Source organism: Psychrobacter maritimus (assembly GCF_029953575.1).
GTDB classification, from domain to species: Bacteria; Pseudomonadota; Gammaproteobacteria; order Pseudomonadales; family Moraxellaceae; genus Psychrobacter; species Psychrobacter maritimus.
This window is the reverse complement of record NZ_CP124526.1, coordinates 435,998-451,930: the sequence shown is the minus strand read 5'-3', so window position 1 is coordinate 451,930 and position 15,933 is coordinate 435,998. Positions and strand designations below refer to the sequence as shown.

The window sequence follows — 15,933 nt, the reverse complement described above, 5'->3', positions numbered from 1 at the left end:
TAAAAAACCAATTATAAAGCAACGATAGAAAACAGCCTTGATAAGTTATAAGTTGATTCATTATTTAGCAGTTTTTATTTAGTATTTTTCCTATAAGACTGCCCAACCCTTTGATAAACCGAGTTATTTATGCCTACTACTTTATGCTCAAACCACAACGCTAACCCACTTTTTAAGCGTCCTTTATTAGCTGCCATGATGACAGCGCTGATTGCCAGCATTGGCATGGCAGGCTGTAGTTCGCCTGAATCCAATGACTCTGAGCCAGCAGATGCCAAGACTGAGAACCAAACGGCTGATAACGCCTCAAATGTTGCCAATAATGACAATGTTTCTGTGGCGACCATTGCCGTCGATACGACAAAAGGTAAGGTCGACTTGGCAATGAATCCATCACCATTGGTCGTTTATGACATGACCTTGATGCAAGATTTGGCGGCACTTGATGTGGCGGTCGATGGCATGCCAAGTGGGCTGCTTTTAAATAATTTACACTCAAAAACTCAGCCTGAACCAAAATCAGTCGGTACGGTATTTGAGCCAGACCTTGAAGCCTTGAACGCTATGCAGCCACAAGCTATTTTGGTAGGCTCACGGATGGCAGAAAAATATGATGCTCTCTCTAGCATCGCGCCAACGTTAGACATGACCATTGATACGGCAAATATTTATGAGTCGAGCAAGCAACGCCTGCATGATTTGGGCGCTTTATTTGGTAAAAGTGCTCAGGCAGCAAAACTACAAGGCAATATTGATGGTCTTATCGCTGACACTAAAACCTTAACCAAAGATAAAGGCAAAGGCTTAGTGGTCATGGTGAATGGCAATAAGCTGTCTGCCTATGGTGATAAGTCGCGCTATGGCTTTATTCATACGGTATTAGATATTCCGATGGCCGATGACCAAATCGCCGACGCGCGTCACGGTCAACCAGTATCTTTTGAGTATCTACAAAAAACCAATCCAGACTGGCTATTCGTCGTCGATCGCAGTGCAGCAATTGGGGAAGATGGCGCTGGTGCAAAAGCAGTATTGGACAATCCATTGGTCGCGCAAACCAATGCATGGAGTAAAAATCAAGTGGTTTACCTTAGCCCAGATTCTTACCTAGCATTCGGTGGTTATTATCAATGGATGCAGGACTTGACCACGATTAAAGATGCTTTTGCGAGCGCGAAATAAACGTTATTACTGTTCAAGCAACTGTTACTGATTGCATTTTTAATCATCCATTTCTAAGCCAGTAGACGTTATGTCGTTATTTTCCAATCGCGCTCATGCCAGTGTCAAAGACAATCCTGCTTTGCCAGCTGCACCATCAAGTTGGCAAAAAAAGACCCGTAGCGGCCTGAGTCCTAACCATCAACGTGCCGCTATACCGCCATGGTTAATAAACACAGCCAGCCTCATTATGATGGGGCTTTTGGTGTTGTTAAGTCTATCAATTGGAGTGGCGAATTTTTCGTGGTCAGGTATCTTGCACAGCATTATCAATCATAGCGCCAACTCAGATAGCTCGCTGTTATTGGTCAGCCGCATACCGCGTACCATTGCCATTATTTTGACTGGTATCGCCATGGCAGTTGCTGGGATGATTATTCAAGTGGTGCTAAAAAACCGCTTTGTTGAGCCATCGATGGTTGGGGCGACTCAAAGTGCGGCATTGGGATTATTAGTAGTTAGCTTATTATTTCCAGCGAGTGCGCTGCTTATCAAAATGGGCGTCGCGACCATTACGGCAATGTTTGGCATGATGCTATTTATGCTGCTTATTCACCGTATTCCGCCGACGGATTTTTTGATGATTCCGCTGATTGGCATTGTTTTTGGCGGCATTATCGAGGCGGTGACAACTTTTATCGCTTATCAAACTGAATCGTTACAGATGCTTAGCGTTTGGCAATTTGGTGACTTCTCTGCTGTATTAGCCGGTCGTTATGAGCTGTTGTGGCTGACAGGTGGACTGTGCGTGCTGGCTTATATCATTGCCGACAAGCTAACAATCGTTGGGCTAGGCGATAACATCGCGCTGAACCTAGGAATTAGCAAACGCCAAGTCACGTGGCTTGGCGTCGGTATGGTGGCGATGATGAGCGCTGTCGTCGTCGTAACGGTTGGTATGATTCCCTTTATTGGCTTGGTCGTGCCCAATATAGTCAGCCGATTGATGGGTGATAAATTACGCCGTAGCTTGCCAGCTGTCGCCCTACTAGGTGCTTCAGCAGTACTGCTCTGCGATATCATCGGGCGCTCTATTCGTTATCCATTTGAAGTGCCAGTGGCTACTGTGTTTGGTGTGGTCGGTACGGTGCTGTTTTTATGGCTGTTATTACGTGCGCCTGCTGAGCAATAAGTATTTATTGACGAGCACTTATTAACGCTTCTGACTCTTCTTTTAATTTTATCGTCCTGTTGTCTGATTAGATAAGCTTGGCGTTGTTACTATTAAAGGTAGCATAGTAGGATTTACGTATGTTCTCATCGTCTAAGCATAACTTTATAAATGACAGTTCTACAAAGACTGGCTCGGTAGAAAAGAGTGTTCTAGCAAATGATACTTTAGAAAATGATACTTTAGAAAATAACAGCTACGCTAATACTTCTATGCAAGGACGCTTAGCACAATTTTGGGCATTTATCGCCAACCATCCAAAATCAATTGCCACCATTATCTTATTGATATCAATGACGCTATTCTTGACGCTCAATGTCAATGGCTATTGGGATTTCGCCCTGCCGTTACGGGGTAAAAAGTTACTGGCACTTATGGTGGTCGGCTATGCGATTGGCGTATCGACCTTACTGTTTCAAACCTTAACGCACAACCCCATTCTGACACCATCACTGTTGGGTTTTGATTCGCTATATGTTTTGCTACAAAGCTTATTGGTGTTCTTTTTGGGTGCGATGAGCTTTACCAGCATTAATCCTATTACCAAATTTACCCTTGAGATTGTCCTGATGTTTGGCGCGTCCTTATTATTGTTTCAAGTGCTGTTCTCGAAAAGCAGTCAGGATTTGACGCGGTTGATATTGGTGGGTGTCATCTTTGGCGTGTTGTTTCGTAGCTTATCGGCACTGATTGCGCGCCTGATTAATCCTGATGATTTCGTCGTCGTACAGTCTGCCAGTTACGCACAGTTTAATACGGTCAATCCACAGCTACTTAGTATCAGCCTCTTTATTTGTGCCATTAGCGCTGTATTTATCTGGCGCTGGCGTTATCAGTGTGATGTATTAATGCTTGGCAAATCACAAGCCATTAACCTTGGCATTAATTATCAACGCTTAGCCTTTGGGCTGTTAACGGTCATCGCAGTATTGGTTGCCACGGCAACTGCTTTGGTCGGTCCGGTAACCTTTTTTGGCTTACTAGTCTGCGCTTTAACCAATCGCATCGCGCGGCACATGTATCATAGCGAACGTCTGATATTGGTCAGCTTGGTGGCGATGATTTGCTTAGTACTCGGTCAGACGGTATTTGAGCAAGTATTGGGTATGGCAGGTGTACTGTCGGTAGTGATTGAATTGGCAGGCGGCTTAGTATTTTTAATACTGATTTTTATGACCCAACGCCGTTAATTATGGCTCAGTAAAACTGTACGAATCAAAAAAATTTTAGCGACAAGATATATAAATACATGCATATGCTACTGGGATAAGTTTTTTGCAGCCTCTGTCTACATCGGCGCAGCAAGCGAAAAAAACTTATTCCAGTAGCGTTATAGCGTTTTTAAATCGGACCAACTGTATGATTAAACTCGATAATATCTCCCACCATATTGGCAAACAACAAATCCTGCATGACATTACCTTGTCTTTACCCCCCTCACAAGTGATTGCTTTGATCGGCCCCAATGGCGCGGGTAAATCCACCCTGTTTTCAGTAATGGCACGTTTGCAACCGCTACAGTCAGGACAGGTAAGTTTTGCTGTAGATAATGAGGAACGTGATATCGTTAGCTGTCATGCGCGAACACTGTCTAAAACGGTGGCCATGCTCGGGCAAGACAACCAAGTACAAGGGCGATTGCGCGTGCATGAGCTGCTGATGTTTGGCCGCTACCCCTATCATCAAGGGCAGCCAACCGCGAACGATGAGCAAAAAGTGCAGGATATTATTGAACGCTTTGAGCTAGAACCATTAGCCGAACGCTTCTTATCAACATTGTCTGGTGGTCAGCGGCAGCGCGTACTGATTGCAATGATTGTCTGCCAAGATACGCCGTATTTATTACTTGATGAGCCACTAAATAATCTAGATATGTACCATGCTGGGCGCTTGATGCGTGAGCTATGCGAGCTGAGTCATAGCCAGCAAAAAACGGTGGTGATTGTCCTACATGATATCAATCAAGCGGCGCAATTCGCCGATACCGTGGTCACGATGAAAGCAGGTCAGGTAATGGCAGTTGGTAAACCTGCCGATGTCATCACCCAAGAGACAATGAAGGAGTTATATAATGTTGATGTGACGGTATTAAATCATCAAGGTCGGCCAGTAATTATAGATACGGTTTAAAGGTATAATTATCAGTTTTATCTCAATTTTTGCAAAACCTTCAAACGTTGCTGCCTGCCTTTCGCCCATAGATACACACCTGTACCAGACAATACCGCCACCGCTAATCCTAGTATTGCTAAGAATGTTTGATACGCTAAATGACTGACGCCGTGACTGATATGCCCCATATGCAGCGTCGATAACCATTGGTCAGCTTTAGTGCCAAATGTGCTTTGATAACCAAAGTTAACGCGCACAACGCTACCGGTTGCTGCATCGACAGTGATAGACGAAGCGCCGCTGTGAATACCAATATCCTTATCCGTTTTAAAGCGCATCTGCCATTGACTGTCCTCTGCTACCCAGCGTATACCCAATAACTGCTGCACGGTTACCCCATTATTTTGCGCGGCAATATTCGCCTGCTTGCTAACATACTCAATACTATTGGTCTTATTGACAATATCAGCAGTTGCGTTGATAACTGGCATAACATTTGGGAGAACTTGCGCGCCCGATTTATCCAGTTTATGCGACTTACCTTTTTCTCTTTCTTTACCTTCTTTACCTTCTTTGCCCTCTCTGCTTTCAAGTCCGACCACCGCTTGCATCACAGGTTGATACACCGATTTCAAATTAAAACCGACACTCGACCACGCAATGACAAATAGCATCAGCCACAGCCATAAACCAAAGGCGTGATGCACATCATAATTGAGCTTAAAGGTATTGGTTTTGCGGCGGATTTTCCATGCCGGTAGCCAGCGTTTTAATACAGAAGCGCGTTTTTTAACTGTTTTTCGATGCGCCGCATGACCCTTCTTCACGGTACGTGGCAAGGTTAAATAAAAGCCAATAAAGCAATTAATCGTCCATAGCAGTGCAATCACACCTAGCAGCAGCTTACCAAAATTACCGAGCAATAAATCACGGTGCAGCCAAAACACCTTCCACATAGTATTGCGCCACGCCCATTCATCTTTATCACGCGTCCCTAATATATCGCCATTATAAGGATTTATATAAACCTCTTGAAACGGCGCTTTGGGCTGATTTTTAGCGCTTTGACCTCGGACTCTATCGACTGAAAATACCGCAGATTTATCCGCTTTTAATGACGTTGGCATACTAGAAAAATTGTACTCTGGATAGGCGGCGACCACCTTATCGTGCAGGGTTGCAATAGGAAGCTGTGGCGCATCTTGCCGCTCAATCTGAGCCAATTGATGGTTAAACACATTATCCAACTCGTCATGGAAAGCCAATAACGAGCCAGTAAAACCCGCTATGATTAAAAAACCTGCCATTACAAGCCCAGTATAACGATGAATCCATAGACAAATACGGCGTATATTCGATGCAAAAGAAGATAATGAAAGTGAAATCATGAGTGCTGATTCTTTATGAATATATAGGGTTAATGGTGCTACAGTCGAAGCGTAATTTTTAAAACAAGACAGTACAATTTCCGAAAAATGGCGATAAAAAAGCCAGCTCTTTTTTATAAAAAGCTGGCTCTTTTGCTACTAAAAAATAAATGCAGGCTTAAAACTGATAGGTTAAAGAAGCTTTGATATTACGACCTTTTTCAAAGTCAGTAGTAACATCATCAATCGGATTTAGACGAGATGAGTGGCTCGCATAAGCTTCATCGAAAAGATTATAAACGCCAAGCGTGGCTTTTAATCCATCAACTTGTTTTGGCGAATAGTTCATAAAGATATCATGAACATTATAGCTTGGTTTTTCAATGTCATTTTCGCCAGTATTTGGCATCACTGAAGCGACATAGGTACTGCGCCAGCCGATATCTGTGGTCTCTGTTGGAGCATAAGCCAGATTGACCATATATTTATCGCCTGATTCTGAGCTGCTTCCGGTCACTGACGGAATACTGTAGCCTGTGTCTTCACCTTTACTACGTGCGCGCGAATAGCTCAAACCCATACTAAAGTTATTCATTTTATAGTCAGCGGCGAGCTCAACCCCTTTAATTTTATAATCTTCATCTTTGTTTATTGCGCCTTGGCAATTACTTCCAGGTTCTGGTGCACAATCCAAGCCTGAACGTACAAACTCAATATAATTTTCGATATCGGTTTCAAAGTATTTACCGCTTAACTGTAACGCATCACCGGCTACCGTTAGGTCACGCAAGGTTTTAACAATACCAACCTCAGTATTAGACCCTTCTTCTGCTTTTAAGTCGTTGTTAACAACAGTTCCAACACCATTTCGATTAAAAATCGCTTGACTCAAATCAGGACCATTAAATAACTGCGTGTAGCTGGCAAATACTTGCGTTAGTGGTGCAATCTCATAGCTTGCGGCAAGTGCACCGACGACATTATCATAGGTTTTGCCACCAGCGATAAAATCAGGAGATTTGTAGCGGTCATAACGTACACCAGGCGTTAGGCTAAATTTACCCATTTGCCATTGGTCTTCTAGATATACAGAGGTGTTTGTTGCTTCATCTCTACCGCTCACCGGTATCGTAGTACCACGCTCTACACCATGGTAGTCAGATTCTTTTTTATAATGCTCTACACCAGCGATCAATTTATGAGTACCGGTAATACCCTCAAAGACACTACTATCAACTATACTAGTATTTTGTATTTTAGCGCCTGTGGTTTTAACCTGTGCATCAAACTCGAAACCTGGGTTTTTATTATAATCAGAATCGCGCAAAATACGGGTTTTGGTCTGATAAACATTGGTATCAACATCAATTAACTTGCTTGCCGGATTATAAGTATAATCTAGCCCATAAGTATCGCGTTTAACTTGTTGTGGTATTGGGGCGTCATTACGACTAGGAAAGTCAGGACGGAATGGGAAAATACCTTTCTTTTCAGTACTGCTAAAGTTTGCACCAATATGATGATCATCCGCAATATAAGCACCAGCTTTTAATAAAATATTTTCACTTTTACTGTCTTCAAACAGCTCACGACCGTTACCATCCTCGCCCGAATTAGTATCACGCTTGCCATAATAAGCCAGTAAGTCAACATTGTCCGTTGGTGCAGCAAACACCGTCGCTGATGTTAATAACTCATCATTATTACTGGCATAACCTGCGTGTAATTTGGCACCTATTCTTTGACCCGGTTTTAGCAAGTCAGCCGCATCAACCGTTTTAAAGGCAACCGCACCACCGATGGCATCATTACCTAGCGTCACTGAGTTATTACCGACCGCGACATCCGCTTGCTTGAGCAAGTCAGGATCAAGGGTCAAATCGCCCATATGATAAAAAAGTTTACCTTCTTGACGGGCACCATCGATAGTGACTTTCAGGTTGCTGTCTTCAAGACCACGAATACGAATACGCTGATTGACTGCTGAGGTGCCACCTACGGTAACCCCAGGAACGACATTCAAAAAATCGCTCAAATGGCTGGCTTGCTGCGCTGGAGTATAGTCTTCGACATAAACCCCATCTTCTTGGACTTTTTCGCGGACTGAGCTATTGGCGGTCACCGTGATGGTTTGTAAGGTGGTACTAGGCAATTCCTCCGCCGCCATTGCCATCTGTGACCATAAAATAGCTGAAACCGTCATGGATAACACCGTTAATTGATTAGAAAATGTTGCTGACTTAACTTCACGCATAACACACTCACTTTACTTACTATTAGGATTGAAGGAATTAAGAGCCACTTTTGAGAATTTATTTAAGAAGTTTTTTATAAAGCTTATAAGGACTTTACTCTACAACGACCGCTCTACCACTGCGCTAAAAAAATCTGTATCACCTATAAACTTGTCATACTTATTAATATACAACGCGTATTACGAATAACATAGGTAATGTTAATGATAATGATTAACATTTAAATTATGACAGGCATAATAACGAAGTATTAACAATTTGGCAATAAATAATGTGAGGAATTCACTTCAATGATTAGGTTCTGAATGTAATCTGGCAAAAGATAGTAAGTATCCATTCCCTATAAACAATTGATAATCTCAGGGTTTTTATCTAGAGAGCTTGGACTGTGCGCTTTTAAACCATCATTATTGCGATGTAAATAAATCTACGAGTATGAAAAAAAACGTTGCAATAGCAGAGCCTTTCACTATACCCTTAGATAGCTGACCAATTAGTCAGGTTTTTATTACAATGATTGGCAATCTTGATAAATAATGGTTAGGTATGATTATTTATTAGCACAAGGATAAGTGCGATTTTCTGTTGGCGATTGGTTGTTGAATAGATAAGCAATATGAATTGCTCTAGCGATGACATTATTTTTGTCGACTCTAGGTAGTGATGATATTGCTGAGTAAATGCCGCAGAGATTGGACTAAAAGTCACTTCAGGAGGAAGCCAAGATGAGTGAGCACACTCAAGGGAACCGCGATTTATTATATGGTTTGCACGATCGCCCCGCCCCTGCAAAAGCCTTTTTAGGCGCAACCCAGCACGTACTTGCGAGCTTTGTCGGTATCATTACGCCCTCATTAATTATAGGCGGCGTGCTAGGTTTAGGAGAACACATCCCCTACCTCATCAGTATGTCTTTGATGGTATCAGGGGTTGCGACTTTTATTCAGACCCATAAAGTTGGACCCGTAGGCTCTGGATTGATGGCACTACAGGGTACCAGTTTTGGGTTTTTAGCGGCGGTATTGGCAGCAGGTTTTGTGGTAAAAAACAAAGGCGGTAGTCCAGAGGAAATTCTCTCTGTGATTTTTGGGGTCTCGTTTCTCGGAGCATTCGTCGAGATTTTCTTAAGCCAATTTATTACTAAACTTAAATCCTTGATGAGCCCTATCGTGACGGGTTGCGTGATTGTCACCATCGGACTTTCATTGACTAAAGTAGGTCTGACCGATTTGGCAGGCGGGGTCGGAGCAGAGAACTTTGGGAGTATGCAAAACCTATTGCTCGGTGGTGGTGTGCTGGTCAGCGTGGTATTAATCAGTATTATTGATAATAAAGTTATTCGCTCAAGTGCCATCTTTATTGGGTTAATGCTAGGCTTGATTGCCGCAATGTTTATGGGACGTATTGACTTCTCATTGGTCGCTGAAGCCCCTATCTTTACCCTACCTGTTCCTTTTAAATTCGGCTTTGGCTTTGAGTGGCAAGCGTTTATCCCTATTGCTTTTATGTATATTATTACCAGTATTGAAACCTCAGGGGATTTGACGGCGACCTCGATGATTTCAGGCGAACCCATTAAAGGCCCGCTATATGAAAAACGTATCAAAGGTGGAGTGTTAGGTGACGGGGTTAACTCGCTGATAGCGGCGGTGTTCAATACCTTCCCAGTGACGACCTTTAGCCAAAATAATGGTGTCATTCAGATGACCGGCATTGCTAGCCGATATGTCGGCTTTTATGTAGGTGCTATCTTATTTACCATGGGCATGTTCCCTATCCTCGGCGCAATTTTTACGCAATTGCCAAAGCCAGTCGTTGGCGGTGTAACGCTGCTGATGTTTGCCACCGTTGCCACTGCTGGTATTCGTATCCTATCGACAGTCGAGTTTACCCACCGTAATATTTTAATCATTGCAACGTCACTAGGCTTATCAATGGGTGTGGCCTTTGTGCCGGATGTATTCGCCCAGACGCCCCAGCTATTCCGCAATATCTTTGGTTCTGCGGTGACGATGTCAGGTATCGTTGCTATCGCTCTCGATATGATTTTGCCAAAAAATTACGGTGTCGAGTTTGATGAGCCAGAGCAACATGCTGATGAAAAGCTCAAGCCTGTTCGTGAAATATCTGAGAGTGCTATTGAAGGTCAGATATTATAGTTGTCATAACAGATGTTCTAGTTGTCATAACAGATATCATGATTGCCATAAAATGCCATTGAGCGCAGTGAGAGATTTTTACTCCTCCTCAATCACTACTTTAACGATAAAGTCGTCATAATGCTTTATCGTTAAGGCGATTTTCTGTACGTACTTTTTTATTTTGAATAGACTATATAAGATATTAAAGCCCGCAACCACGCAAAATAAAGGGTACTAAAAAATCAGCAGCACGCGCTTCATCTTGCTTATCGTATTTATCCTTACCCATTAAACCGACGATTTCTGTCTCAAACTCGGCATAGCGCTGCGTCGTGGCCCAAATCAAAATCAGTAGTTGTAATGGATCGCTAACACCAATCTTGCCTTGTTCATACCAAGTTTTCATGACCTGTGCTTTATCAACTGCCCATTCTTGCATCGTCGTTGACATAAAGTCGTGTAGGTGTGGCGCACCGCCAATGACTTCAAGCGCAAACAGCTTATGTTGGTTTGGGTGCACAAATGCTTGATGCAGTTTCGTGCGCACAAATTTTTCGATCACTTCCTTGGGGTCACTCTCGACTGTCATGGTCACCAAGCCCTCATTCCACTCTTGGATGATAGAGTGCAGTACCGATTGGTAGAGATTCTTTTTATTTTTAAAATAGTAATGAATATTGGCTTTTGGCAGCTCAGCTCTATCGGCAATACCTTGCATCGTCGCCCCGCGAAAACCTTGTAACACGAACTCTTCTTCTGCGGCTGCCAAAATGACAGCCTGATTGTGCGCACGAATGTCTTGCTGATTGCGCTGGACATTTTGCTCTACAAGCACTTCTGAACTCTCTGAGGTATTAACGTCGTTATTGTGCGCCGTGTCTTTTCCAGTTGTAACACTTTTATTCGTATCTTTTTTAGTTATAACACTTTTAGTTGTATCGCTGATGGCCATGATTAGTAACGCCTGTAATGATGTTCAATGAGTGAAGATGCGCCAATGTAGGTTTATATTTTAATAAAGCGTAAGGCTTATGGCCTGATTTTTATGAAAAATAATTCACTAAAATAAATTATTTGCATAAAGTAGTTGACCAAATGGTCAGGTTTAAGGAGAATGGTTAATATTAAAGCAATTACTGATTGACGCATACCCATTTAGCATGAGATTTTTCATCAATAGATACTAATCAATAGATATTAGCATGCCGCTATACATCAATATCAGCTTATTCAGCCCTATGGATTGGGGACAAAGGAAAAGGATGCCACTGTGAAATTATCGCTACAGCAATTTAACCACCTAGCGCCAGCCGACGCGACCTCACACCTATTGACCTGTTGCACCAGTACAGCGTGGGCAACAGAATTAATCAGTAACCGTCCTTTCATTGATATAGATAACTTACTTACTCATAGTGACAACGCGTGGCAACAAGCACAATCCAACGAGGCCAATTTGCTCGAGGCCTTTGACGGTCACCCGCAAATCGGCAATGTCGACTCACTAAAAGAAAAATACCGCAACACTCAAGACAGTGCCGCGCATGAGCAATCAGGCGCAAATGATGCCGAGGATGAGGTGATTGCCGCCTTGGCGCAAGGCAATCAAGATTATCTTGATAAATTCGGTTTTATCTTTATCGTGTTTGCGACTGGCAAGAGTGCCCAGCAAATGCTGGATTTACTGTTAGCACGCTTGCCAAACGATCGCGCTACTGAGCTGGTCAATGCCGCTGCTGAGCAAAATAAAATTACCCGTTTACGCTTACAAAAACTGCTGGGCGCCGCTTAACGTAAACTCTTTAATTTAAACGTTGCCTTATTGGTTCACTATATAAAAGGAATTATCATGTCAGGTACTCTCTCATCCCATATCTTAGATACCCATCTTGGCAAACCTGCCGCTGACATAGCGGTAACGCTACACCGCGTAAGTACAAGCGGTGAGGCCTCATTATTAGCCAATGGCATCACCAACGCTGATGGACGCGTGACACCAGACAGCTGGTCATTTAACCCAACTATTGATATTGCTGAATATCACTTAGATGTTGGTCGTTATACCTTAACCTTTGATACCCAAGCTTACTTTGATACACAAAACCTAACGGCTTTTTATCCGCAAGTAGTCATCGACTTTATCATAAGTGATAACGGTCACTATCATGTACCGCTGCTACTTAGCGCGCATGGCTATAGCACCTATCGCGGCTCGTAAAGGTATTACGCTATCGTTTAAAAGCACACTGGATGAAAGAACATTGGACAAAAGGACACTTGCCACATGGGCGCATATCTTCTCGATTGGGTAGCTTTATTTTTTCGCTGGTTTCACGTTATCGCTGGGATTGCATGGATTGGCGCATCTTTCTATTTTGTTTGGTTGGATTTAAGCTTGCGAAAACCGCCACAGTGGAAAGCCGATAAAGGAATCTCAGGCGACTTATGGGCAGTACACGGCGGCGGCTTTTATGAGATTGCCAAATACAAGCTTGAACCTGAAGAGATGCCAAAGACCCTGCACTGGTTTAAATGGGAAGCTTATACCACGTGGCTGACTGGTATGGCGATGCTTGCTATCGTCTATTATGCCAACGCAACAGCTTACTTAATTGATCCCAGTAAAGTCGCTTTTGGTAGCAGTATCGGTGCCATATCAACCAGCTTATTATTCTTATTTGGCAGCTACTTTATTTATGAAGTGATTGTTCGCAGTCACTTAGGTAAAAACTCGTTTATTTTTAGCACCATTATTTTTATCTTACTAGTCATTGCTTGTTGGGGTTCTTATCAATTATTTAGTGACCGAGCCTCATTTATCCATATCGGTGCCATCTTAGGTACAGTTATGGCCGGTAATGTCTTCTTCGGTATCATGCCCGCTCAGCGTGCGCTTGTAGATTGTGTGCGGCGCGGCGAAAAGCCGGGTAAAGAAGTGGCCGACTTAGCATTACAAGCAAAAAACCGCTCATTGATGAACAACTACTTTACCTTACCGCTTATCTTTACCATGATTAGTAACCACTATCCGATGATGTATTCTCATGCACACGGCTGGTTGGTATTGGTCTACGTCGGCATCATCACGGCGATTGTTCGCCATTACTTTAACCAAAAGCATTTGGACAATCATAAGCCGCGCTATTTGGTTATCCCTGCTGTTTTAACCGTTTTATTGATTATTTGGATGCGTCCAGAGCCAATTGAGCCGTTACCTGCTGCTAGTTCCCCAGTAGCTACCGCGCCTGCCGCAAATGACAGCACGCCACCAACGGCTGGCGATGACCTAGCAATTAACGCGGTTAATTCTGATGGCAGTTCTAATGCCAGCTCTGATGTTAAGTCTAATGAAAACGTTACCGCAGCAGCCGTTCCAGTGACGGCCTCAGCTGACGATGCCATGATGAATATTGTTCATACGCGCTGTAGCACTTGCCATGCTGCGCAGCCAACTCAGCAAGGATTTGCAGCGCCGCCAGCAGGTATTATCATCCAAACACCGTCAGATATGAAAATCCATAAAGACAAAATCATTACGGCAGTACAAACAGGCTATATGCCACTGGGTAATCTGACTCAATTGACTGATGCAGAACGCCAGCAAATCGTTGCTTATACCTCAGGTTTGTAGTTTTAAATGTTAGTAGCTAATTAGCGTAGCGATACTCACTCTTATGTTGCTTTAAGATATTTAGGATATACTTACAATGAGTAAAAAAATAACCAGCGATTTTAATCACGATACCTATGCACGCGACCTAAAAGGCTATGCAGGCAATCCACCGCAAGCTAATTGGCCGGGCGGTGCAAAGATTGCTGTCCAGTTCGTTCTCAATATCGAGGAGGGTGCTGAGAACAGCGTTATTCATGGCGATGCAGAATCAGAGCGTTTTTTGTCCGATATCTTAGGCACACCCTCGTTTAACAACCGTCATCAGTCTATCGAATCAGCTTTTGAGTACGGCAGCCGTGTCGGTGTGTGGCGGGTGCTTGATGTGTTTAAAGACTATGGCCTGCCTATTACTACCTTTACTTGTGCTGCAGCTGCTGAAAAGACACCGCATATTATGGAGCGCGTCTTAGAGGACGGTCACGAAGTCGCCAGTCACGGACTGCGCTGGATTACCTATCAATATATGTATCGTGAGACCGAGCGCGAGCATGTGCGTCGTGCTACTGAAATCTTTGAACGTATGCTTGGTGGGCAGCCGCTAGGTTGGTACACAGGTCGTGATAGTCCCAATACCCGTGAGCTGGTCGCCGAGCAAGGTGGCTATATTTATGACTCCGACTCTTATGCTGATGAGCTGCCTTACTGGCTTAATGTTAAGGTAGAAGACGGTAACAAAATCGCTCGTAAGCCGCATCTGGTTATTCCTTATAGCCTTGAAACCAATGACATGCGCTTTTCGTCAAGCCCTGGATTTACTCATGCCGAACCCTTTTATCAGTATCTAAAAGACAGCTTTAACACGCTTTATGAAGAAGGTCAGCACACGCCAAAAATGCTGACCATCGGTTTGCATTGCCGTATCATTGGCCGCGCTGGTCGCATCACCGCGCTTAAAAAGTTTCTAAAATATATTACGGACAAACCCGACGTTTGGGTCTGTCGCCGCGATGAGATTGCCAGGCACTGGTATGAAAACCATCCCGCCACGGCTGATAATACCGCTGACTGGATGTAATCTTAAATTCAGATAATAAGTTCAGATGCTAAGTTCAGATAATAAGTTCAGACACCAGTTTATCGCGGCACAAAATCATTAAGGATTATTAACCATGTCAACAAAAAACACTTATTATGCCCCAACTGGCGGCTTGCCTCCGCAAACACAGCTACTATCCGATCGAGCTATTTTCACCGAAGCGTATGCGATTATCCCCAAACGTGTACTAACCGATATTGTTATTAGCTACCTACCGTTTTGGGAAGGCATGCGCATGTGGGTGATTGCCCGTCCTTTAAGCGGTTTTGCAGAAACTTTCTCACAATACATCGTTGAAGTCGCACCAAATGGCGGCTCTCAAAAGCCTGAGCTGGATACCACAGCAGAAGCCGTATTATTTGTTGTTGAAGGTGCAATGGATATTACTATTGAAGGCGAAGCGCATCATCTTGAAGCGGGTGGCTATGCTTTCTTACCACCGGCATGTAAGTGGACGCTGAAAAACAATAGCGACAAGCACGTTAAATTCCATTGGATTCGTAAAGCTTATCAGTTCGTAGATGGTATTGATGCGCCCGAACCTTTTGTCACCAGCGATCACAATGTTGCAGCGATTGAGATGCCCGGTACTAATGGTGTATGGGCAACCACCAGATTCACCGAGCAATCCGATATGCGTCACGATATGCATGTGAACATAGTCACTTTTCAACCCGGTGGCGTGATTCCATTTGATGAAACGCATGTCATGGAACATGGTTTGTATGTGCTAGAAGGTAAAGCGGTATATCACTTAAACGGTGAATGGGTAGAAGTCGAGGCGGGTGATTTTATGTGGCTGCGCGCATTTTGCCCACAATCTTGTTACGCCGGCGGACCCGGTCCATTTAGATATTTACTATATAAAGACGTGAATAGACATATGCCATTTATTCGCCCGGAACGATAAGACATCCGGAATAATAAATAGTATAAAAGCATAATCGTTAATGCGAG

Annotated in this window: 13 protein-coding genes; 10 read left to right on the top strand and 3 right to left on the bottom strand. The window is 43.5% G+C overall.

What is annotated here, in order from left to right:
- The first annotated feature begins 129 nt into the window (after positions 1–129).
- The 4 genes from QJS82_RS01990 to QJS82_RS01975 all read left to right on the top strand — a co-directional run bounded on the left by QJS82_RS01990 (position 130) and on the right by QJS82_RS01975 (position 4,522).
- On the top strand, positions 130–1,182 hold the full coding sequence (locus QJS82_RS01990) for a siderophore ABC transporter substrate-binding protein (protein ID WP_281491065.1): 1,053 nt from the start codon (positions 130–132) through the stop codon (positions 1,180–1,182).
- 70 nt (positions 1,183–1,252) lie between these two features.
- A complete protein-coding gene (locus QJS82_RS01985; protein ID WP_281491064.1) occupies positions 1,253–2,353 on the top strand; it encodes an ABC transporter permease in 1,101 nt (366 codons plus the stop codon).
- 251 nt (positions 2,354–2,604) lie between these two features.
- Complete coding sequence (locus QJS82_RS01980) at positions 2,605–3,582, top strand: iron chelate uptake ABC transporter family permease subunit (protein WP_438656641.1); 978 nt, start codon at positions 2,605–2,607, stop codon at positions 3,580–3,582.
- 169 nt (positions 3,583–3,751) lie between these two features.
- Complete coding sequence (locus tag QJS82_RS01975; RefSeq protein ID WP_281491062.1) at positions 3,752–4,522, top strand: iron ABC transporter ATP-binding protein; 771 nt, start codon at positions 3,752–3,754, stop codon at positions 4,520–4,522.
- A gap of 17 nt (positions 4,523–4,539) precedes the next feature.
- Here the strand turns inward: QJS82_RS01975 and QJS82_RS01970 are convergent, their stop codons facing one another.
- Positions 4,540–5,892 (bottom strand): PepSY-associated TM helix domain-containing protein, encoded by a 1,353-nt coding sequence (locus QJS82_RS01970; RefSeq protein WP_281491061.1) that lies wholly within the window; start codon positions 5,890–5,892, stop codon positions 4,540–4,542.
- A gap of 157 nt (positions 5,893–6,049) precedes the next feature.
- Positions 6,050–8,125, bottom strand: coding sequence for a TonB-dependent receptor domain-containing protein (locus QJS82_RS01965; RefSeq protein WP_281491060.1), 2,076 nt, complete (start codon positions 8,123–8,125; stop codon positions 6,050–6,052).
- Between the two features lie 726 nt (positions 8,126–8,851).
- On the opposite strand from QJS82_RS01965, the gene QJS82_RS01960 reads away from it, so the two are divergent.
- Positions 8,852–10,285 (top strand): nucleobase:cation symporter-2 family protein, encoded by a 1,434-nt coding sequence (locus QJS82_RS01960; RefSeq protein ID WP_201619682.1) that lies wholly within the window; start codon positions 8,852–8,854, stop codon positions 10,283–10,285.
- Between the two features lie 184 nt (positions 10,286–10,469).
- Here QJS82_RS01960 and QJS82_RS01955 read toward each other — a convergent pair whose 3' ends face one another.
- Positions 10,470–11,219, bottom strand: coding sequence for a TetR/AcrR family transcriptional regulator (locus QJS82_RS01955; RefSeq protein WP_281491059.1), 750 nt, complete (start codon positions 11,217–11,219; stop codon positions 10,470–10,472).
- A gap of 318 nt (positions 11,220–11,537) precedes the next feature.
- Here QJS82_RS01955 and uraD point away from each other — a divergent pair, with 318 nt between their 5' ends.
- The 5 genes from uraD (at position 11,538) to QJS82_RS01930 (ending at position 15,886) form a co-directional block, all read left to right on the top strand.
- Positions 11,538–12,059, top strand: a complete 522-nt coding sequence (gene uraD / locus QJS82_RS01950; RefSeq protein WP_281491058.1) for a 2-oxo-4-hydroxy-4-carboxy-5-ureidoimidazoline decarboxylase — start codon at positions 11,538–11,540, stop codon at positions 12,057–12,059.
- Between the two features lie 57 nt (positions 12,060–12,116).
- Complete coding sequence (gene uraH, locus QJS82_RS01945; RefSeq protein ID WP_281491057.1) at positions 12,117–12,485, top strand: hydroxyisourate hydrolase; 369 nt, start codon at positions 12,117–12,119, stop codon at positions 12,483–12,485.
- 66 nt (positions 12,486–12,551) lie between these two features.
- Positions 12,552–13,898 carry a urate hydroxylase PuuD gene (locus QJS82_RS01940; protein ID WP_281491056.1) on the top strand — a complete coding sequence of 449 codons (1,347 nt, stop codon included), beginning with the start codon at positions 12,552–12,554 and terminating at the stop codon, positions 13,896–13,898.
- 76 nt (positions 13,899–13,974) lie between these two features.
- Complete coding sequence (gene puuE / locus QJS82_RS01935) at positions 13,975–14,955, top strand: allantoinase PuuE (RefSeq protein ID WP_281491055.1); 981 nt, start codon at positions 13,975–13,977, stop codon at positions 14,953–14,955.
- Positions 14,956–15,049: 94 nt separating this feature from the next.
- On the top strand, positions 15,050–15,886 hold the full coding sequence (locus tag QJS82_RS01930) for a bifunctional allantoicase/(S)-ureidoglycine aminohydrolase (RefSeq protein WP_281491054.1): 837 nt from the start codon (positions 15,050–15,052) through the stop codon (positions 15,884–15,886).
- Positions 15,887–15,933: the final 47 nt, after the last annotated feature.

Excerpts from the sequence above, each read along its gene's own strand:
- QJS82_RS01990 (WP_281491065.1), top strand. The coding sequence starts at position 130 with ATGCCTACTACTTTATGCTCAAACCACAACGCTAACCCACTTTTTAAG.
- QJS82_RS01985 (WP_281491064.1), top strand. The coding sequence starts at position 1,253 with ATGTCGTTATTTTCCAATCGCGCTCATGCCAGTGTCAAAGACAATCCT.
- QJS82_RS01980 (WP_438656641.1), top strand. The coding sequence starts at position 2,605 with ATGCAAGGACGCTTAGCACAATTTTGGGCATTTATCGCCAACCATCCA.
- QJS82_RS01975 (WP_281491062.1), top strand. The coding sequence starts at position 3,752 with ATGATTAAACTCGATAATATCTCCCACCATATTGGCAAACAACAAATC.
- QJS82_RS01970 (WP_281491061.1), bottom strand. The coding sequence starts at position 5,892 with ATGATTTCACTTTCATTATCTTCTTTTGCATCGAATATACGCCGTATT.
- QJS82_RS01965 (WP_281491060.1), bottom strand. The coding sequence starts at position 8,125 with ATGCGTGAAGTTAAGTCAGCAACATTTTCTAATCAATTAACGGTGTTA.
- QJS82_RS01960 (WP_201619682.1), top strand. The coding sequence starts at position 8,852 with ATGAGTGAGCACACTCAAGGGAACCGCGATTTATTATATGGTTTGCAC.
- QJS82_RS01955 (WP_281491059.1), bottom strand. The coding sequence starts at position 11,219 with ATGGCCATCAGCGATACAACTAAAAGTGTTATAACTAAAAAAGATACG.
- uraH (WP_281491057.1), top strand. The coding sequence starts at position 12,117 with ATGTCAGGTACTCTCTCATCCCATATCTTAGATACCCATCTTGGCAAA.
- QJS82_RS01940 (WP_281491056.1), top strand. The coding sequence starts at position 12,552 with ATGGGCGCATATCTTCTCGATTGGGTAGCTTTATTTTTTCGCTGGTTT.
- puuE (WP_281491055.1), top strand. The coding sequence starts at position 13,975 with ATGAGTAAAAAAATAACCAGCGATTTTAATCACGATACCTATGCACGC.
- QJS82_RS01930 (WP_281491054.1), top strand. The coding sequence starts at position 15,050 with ATGTCAACAAAAAACACTTATTATGCCCCAACTGGCGGCTTGCCTCCG.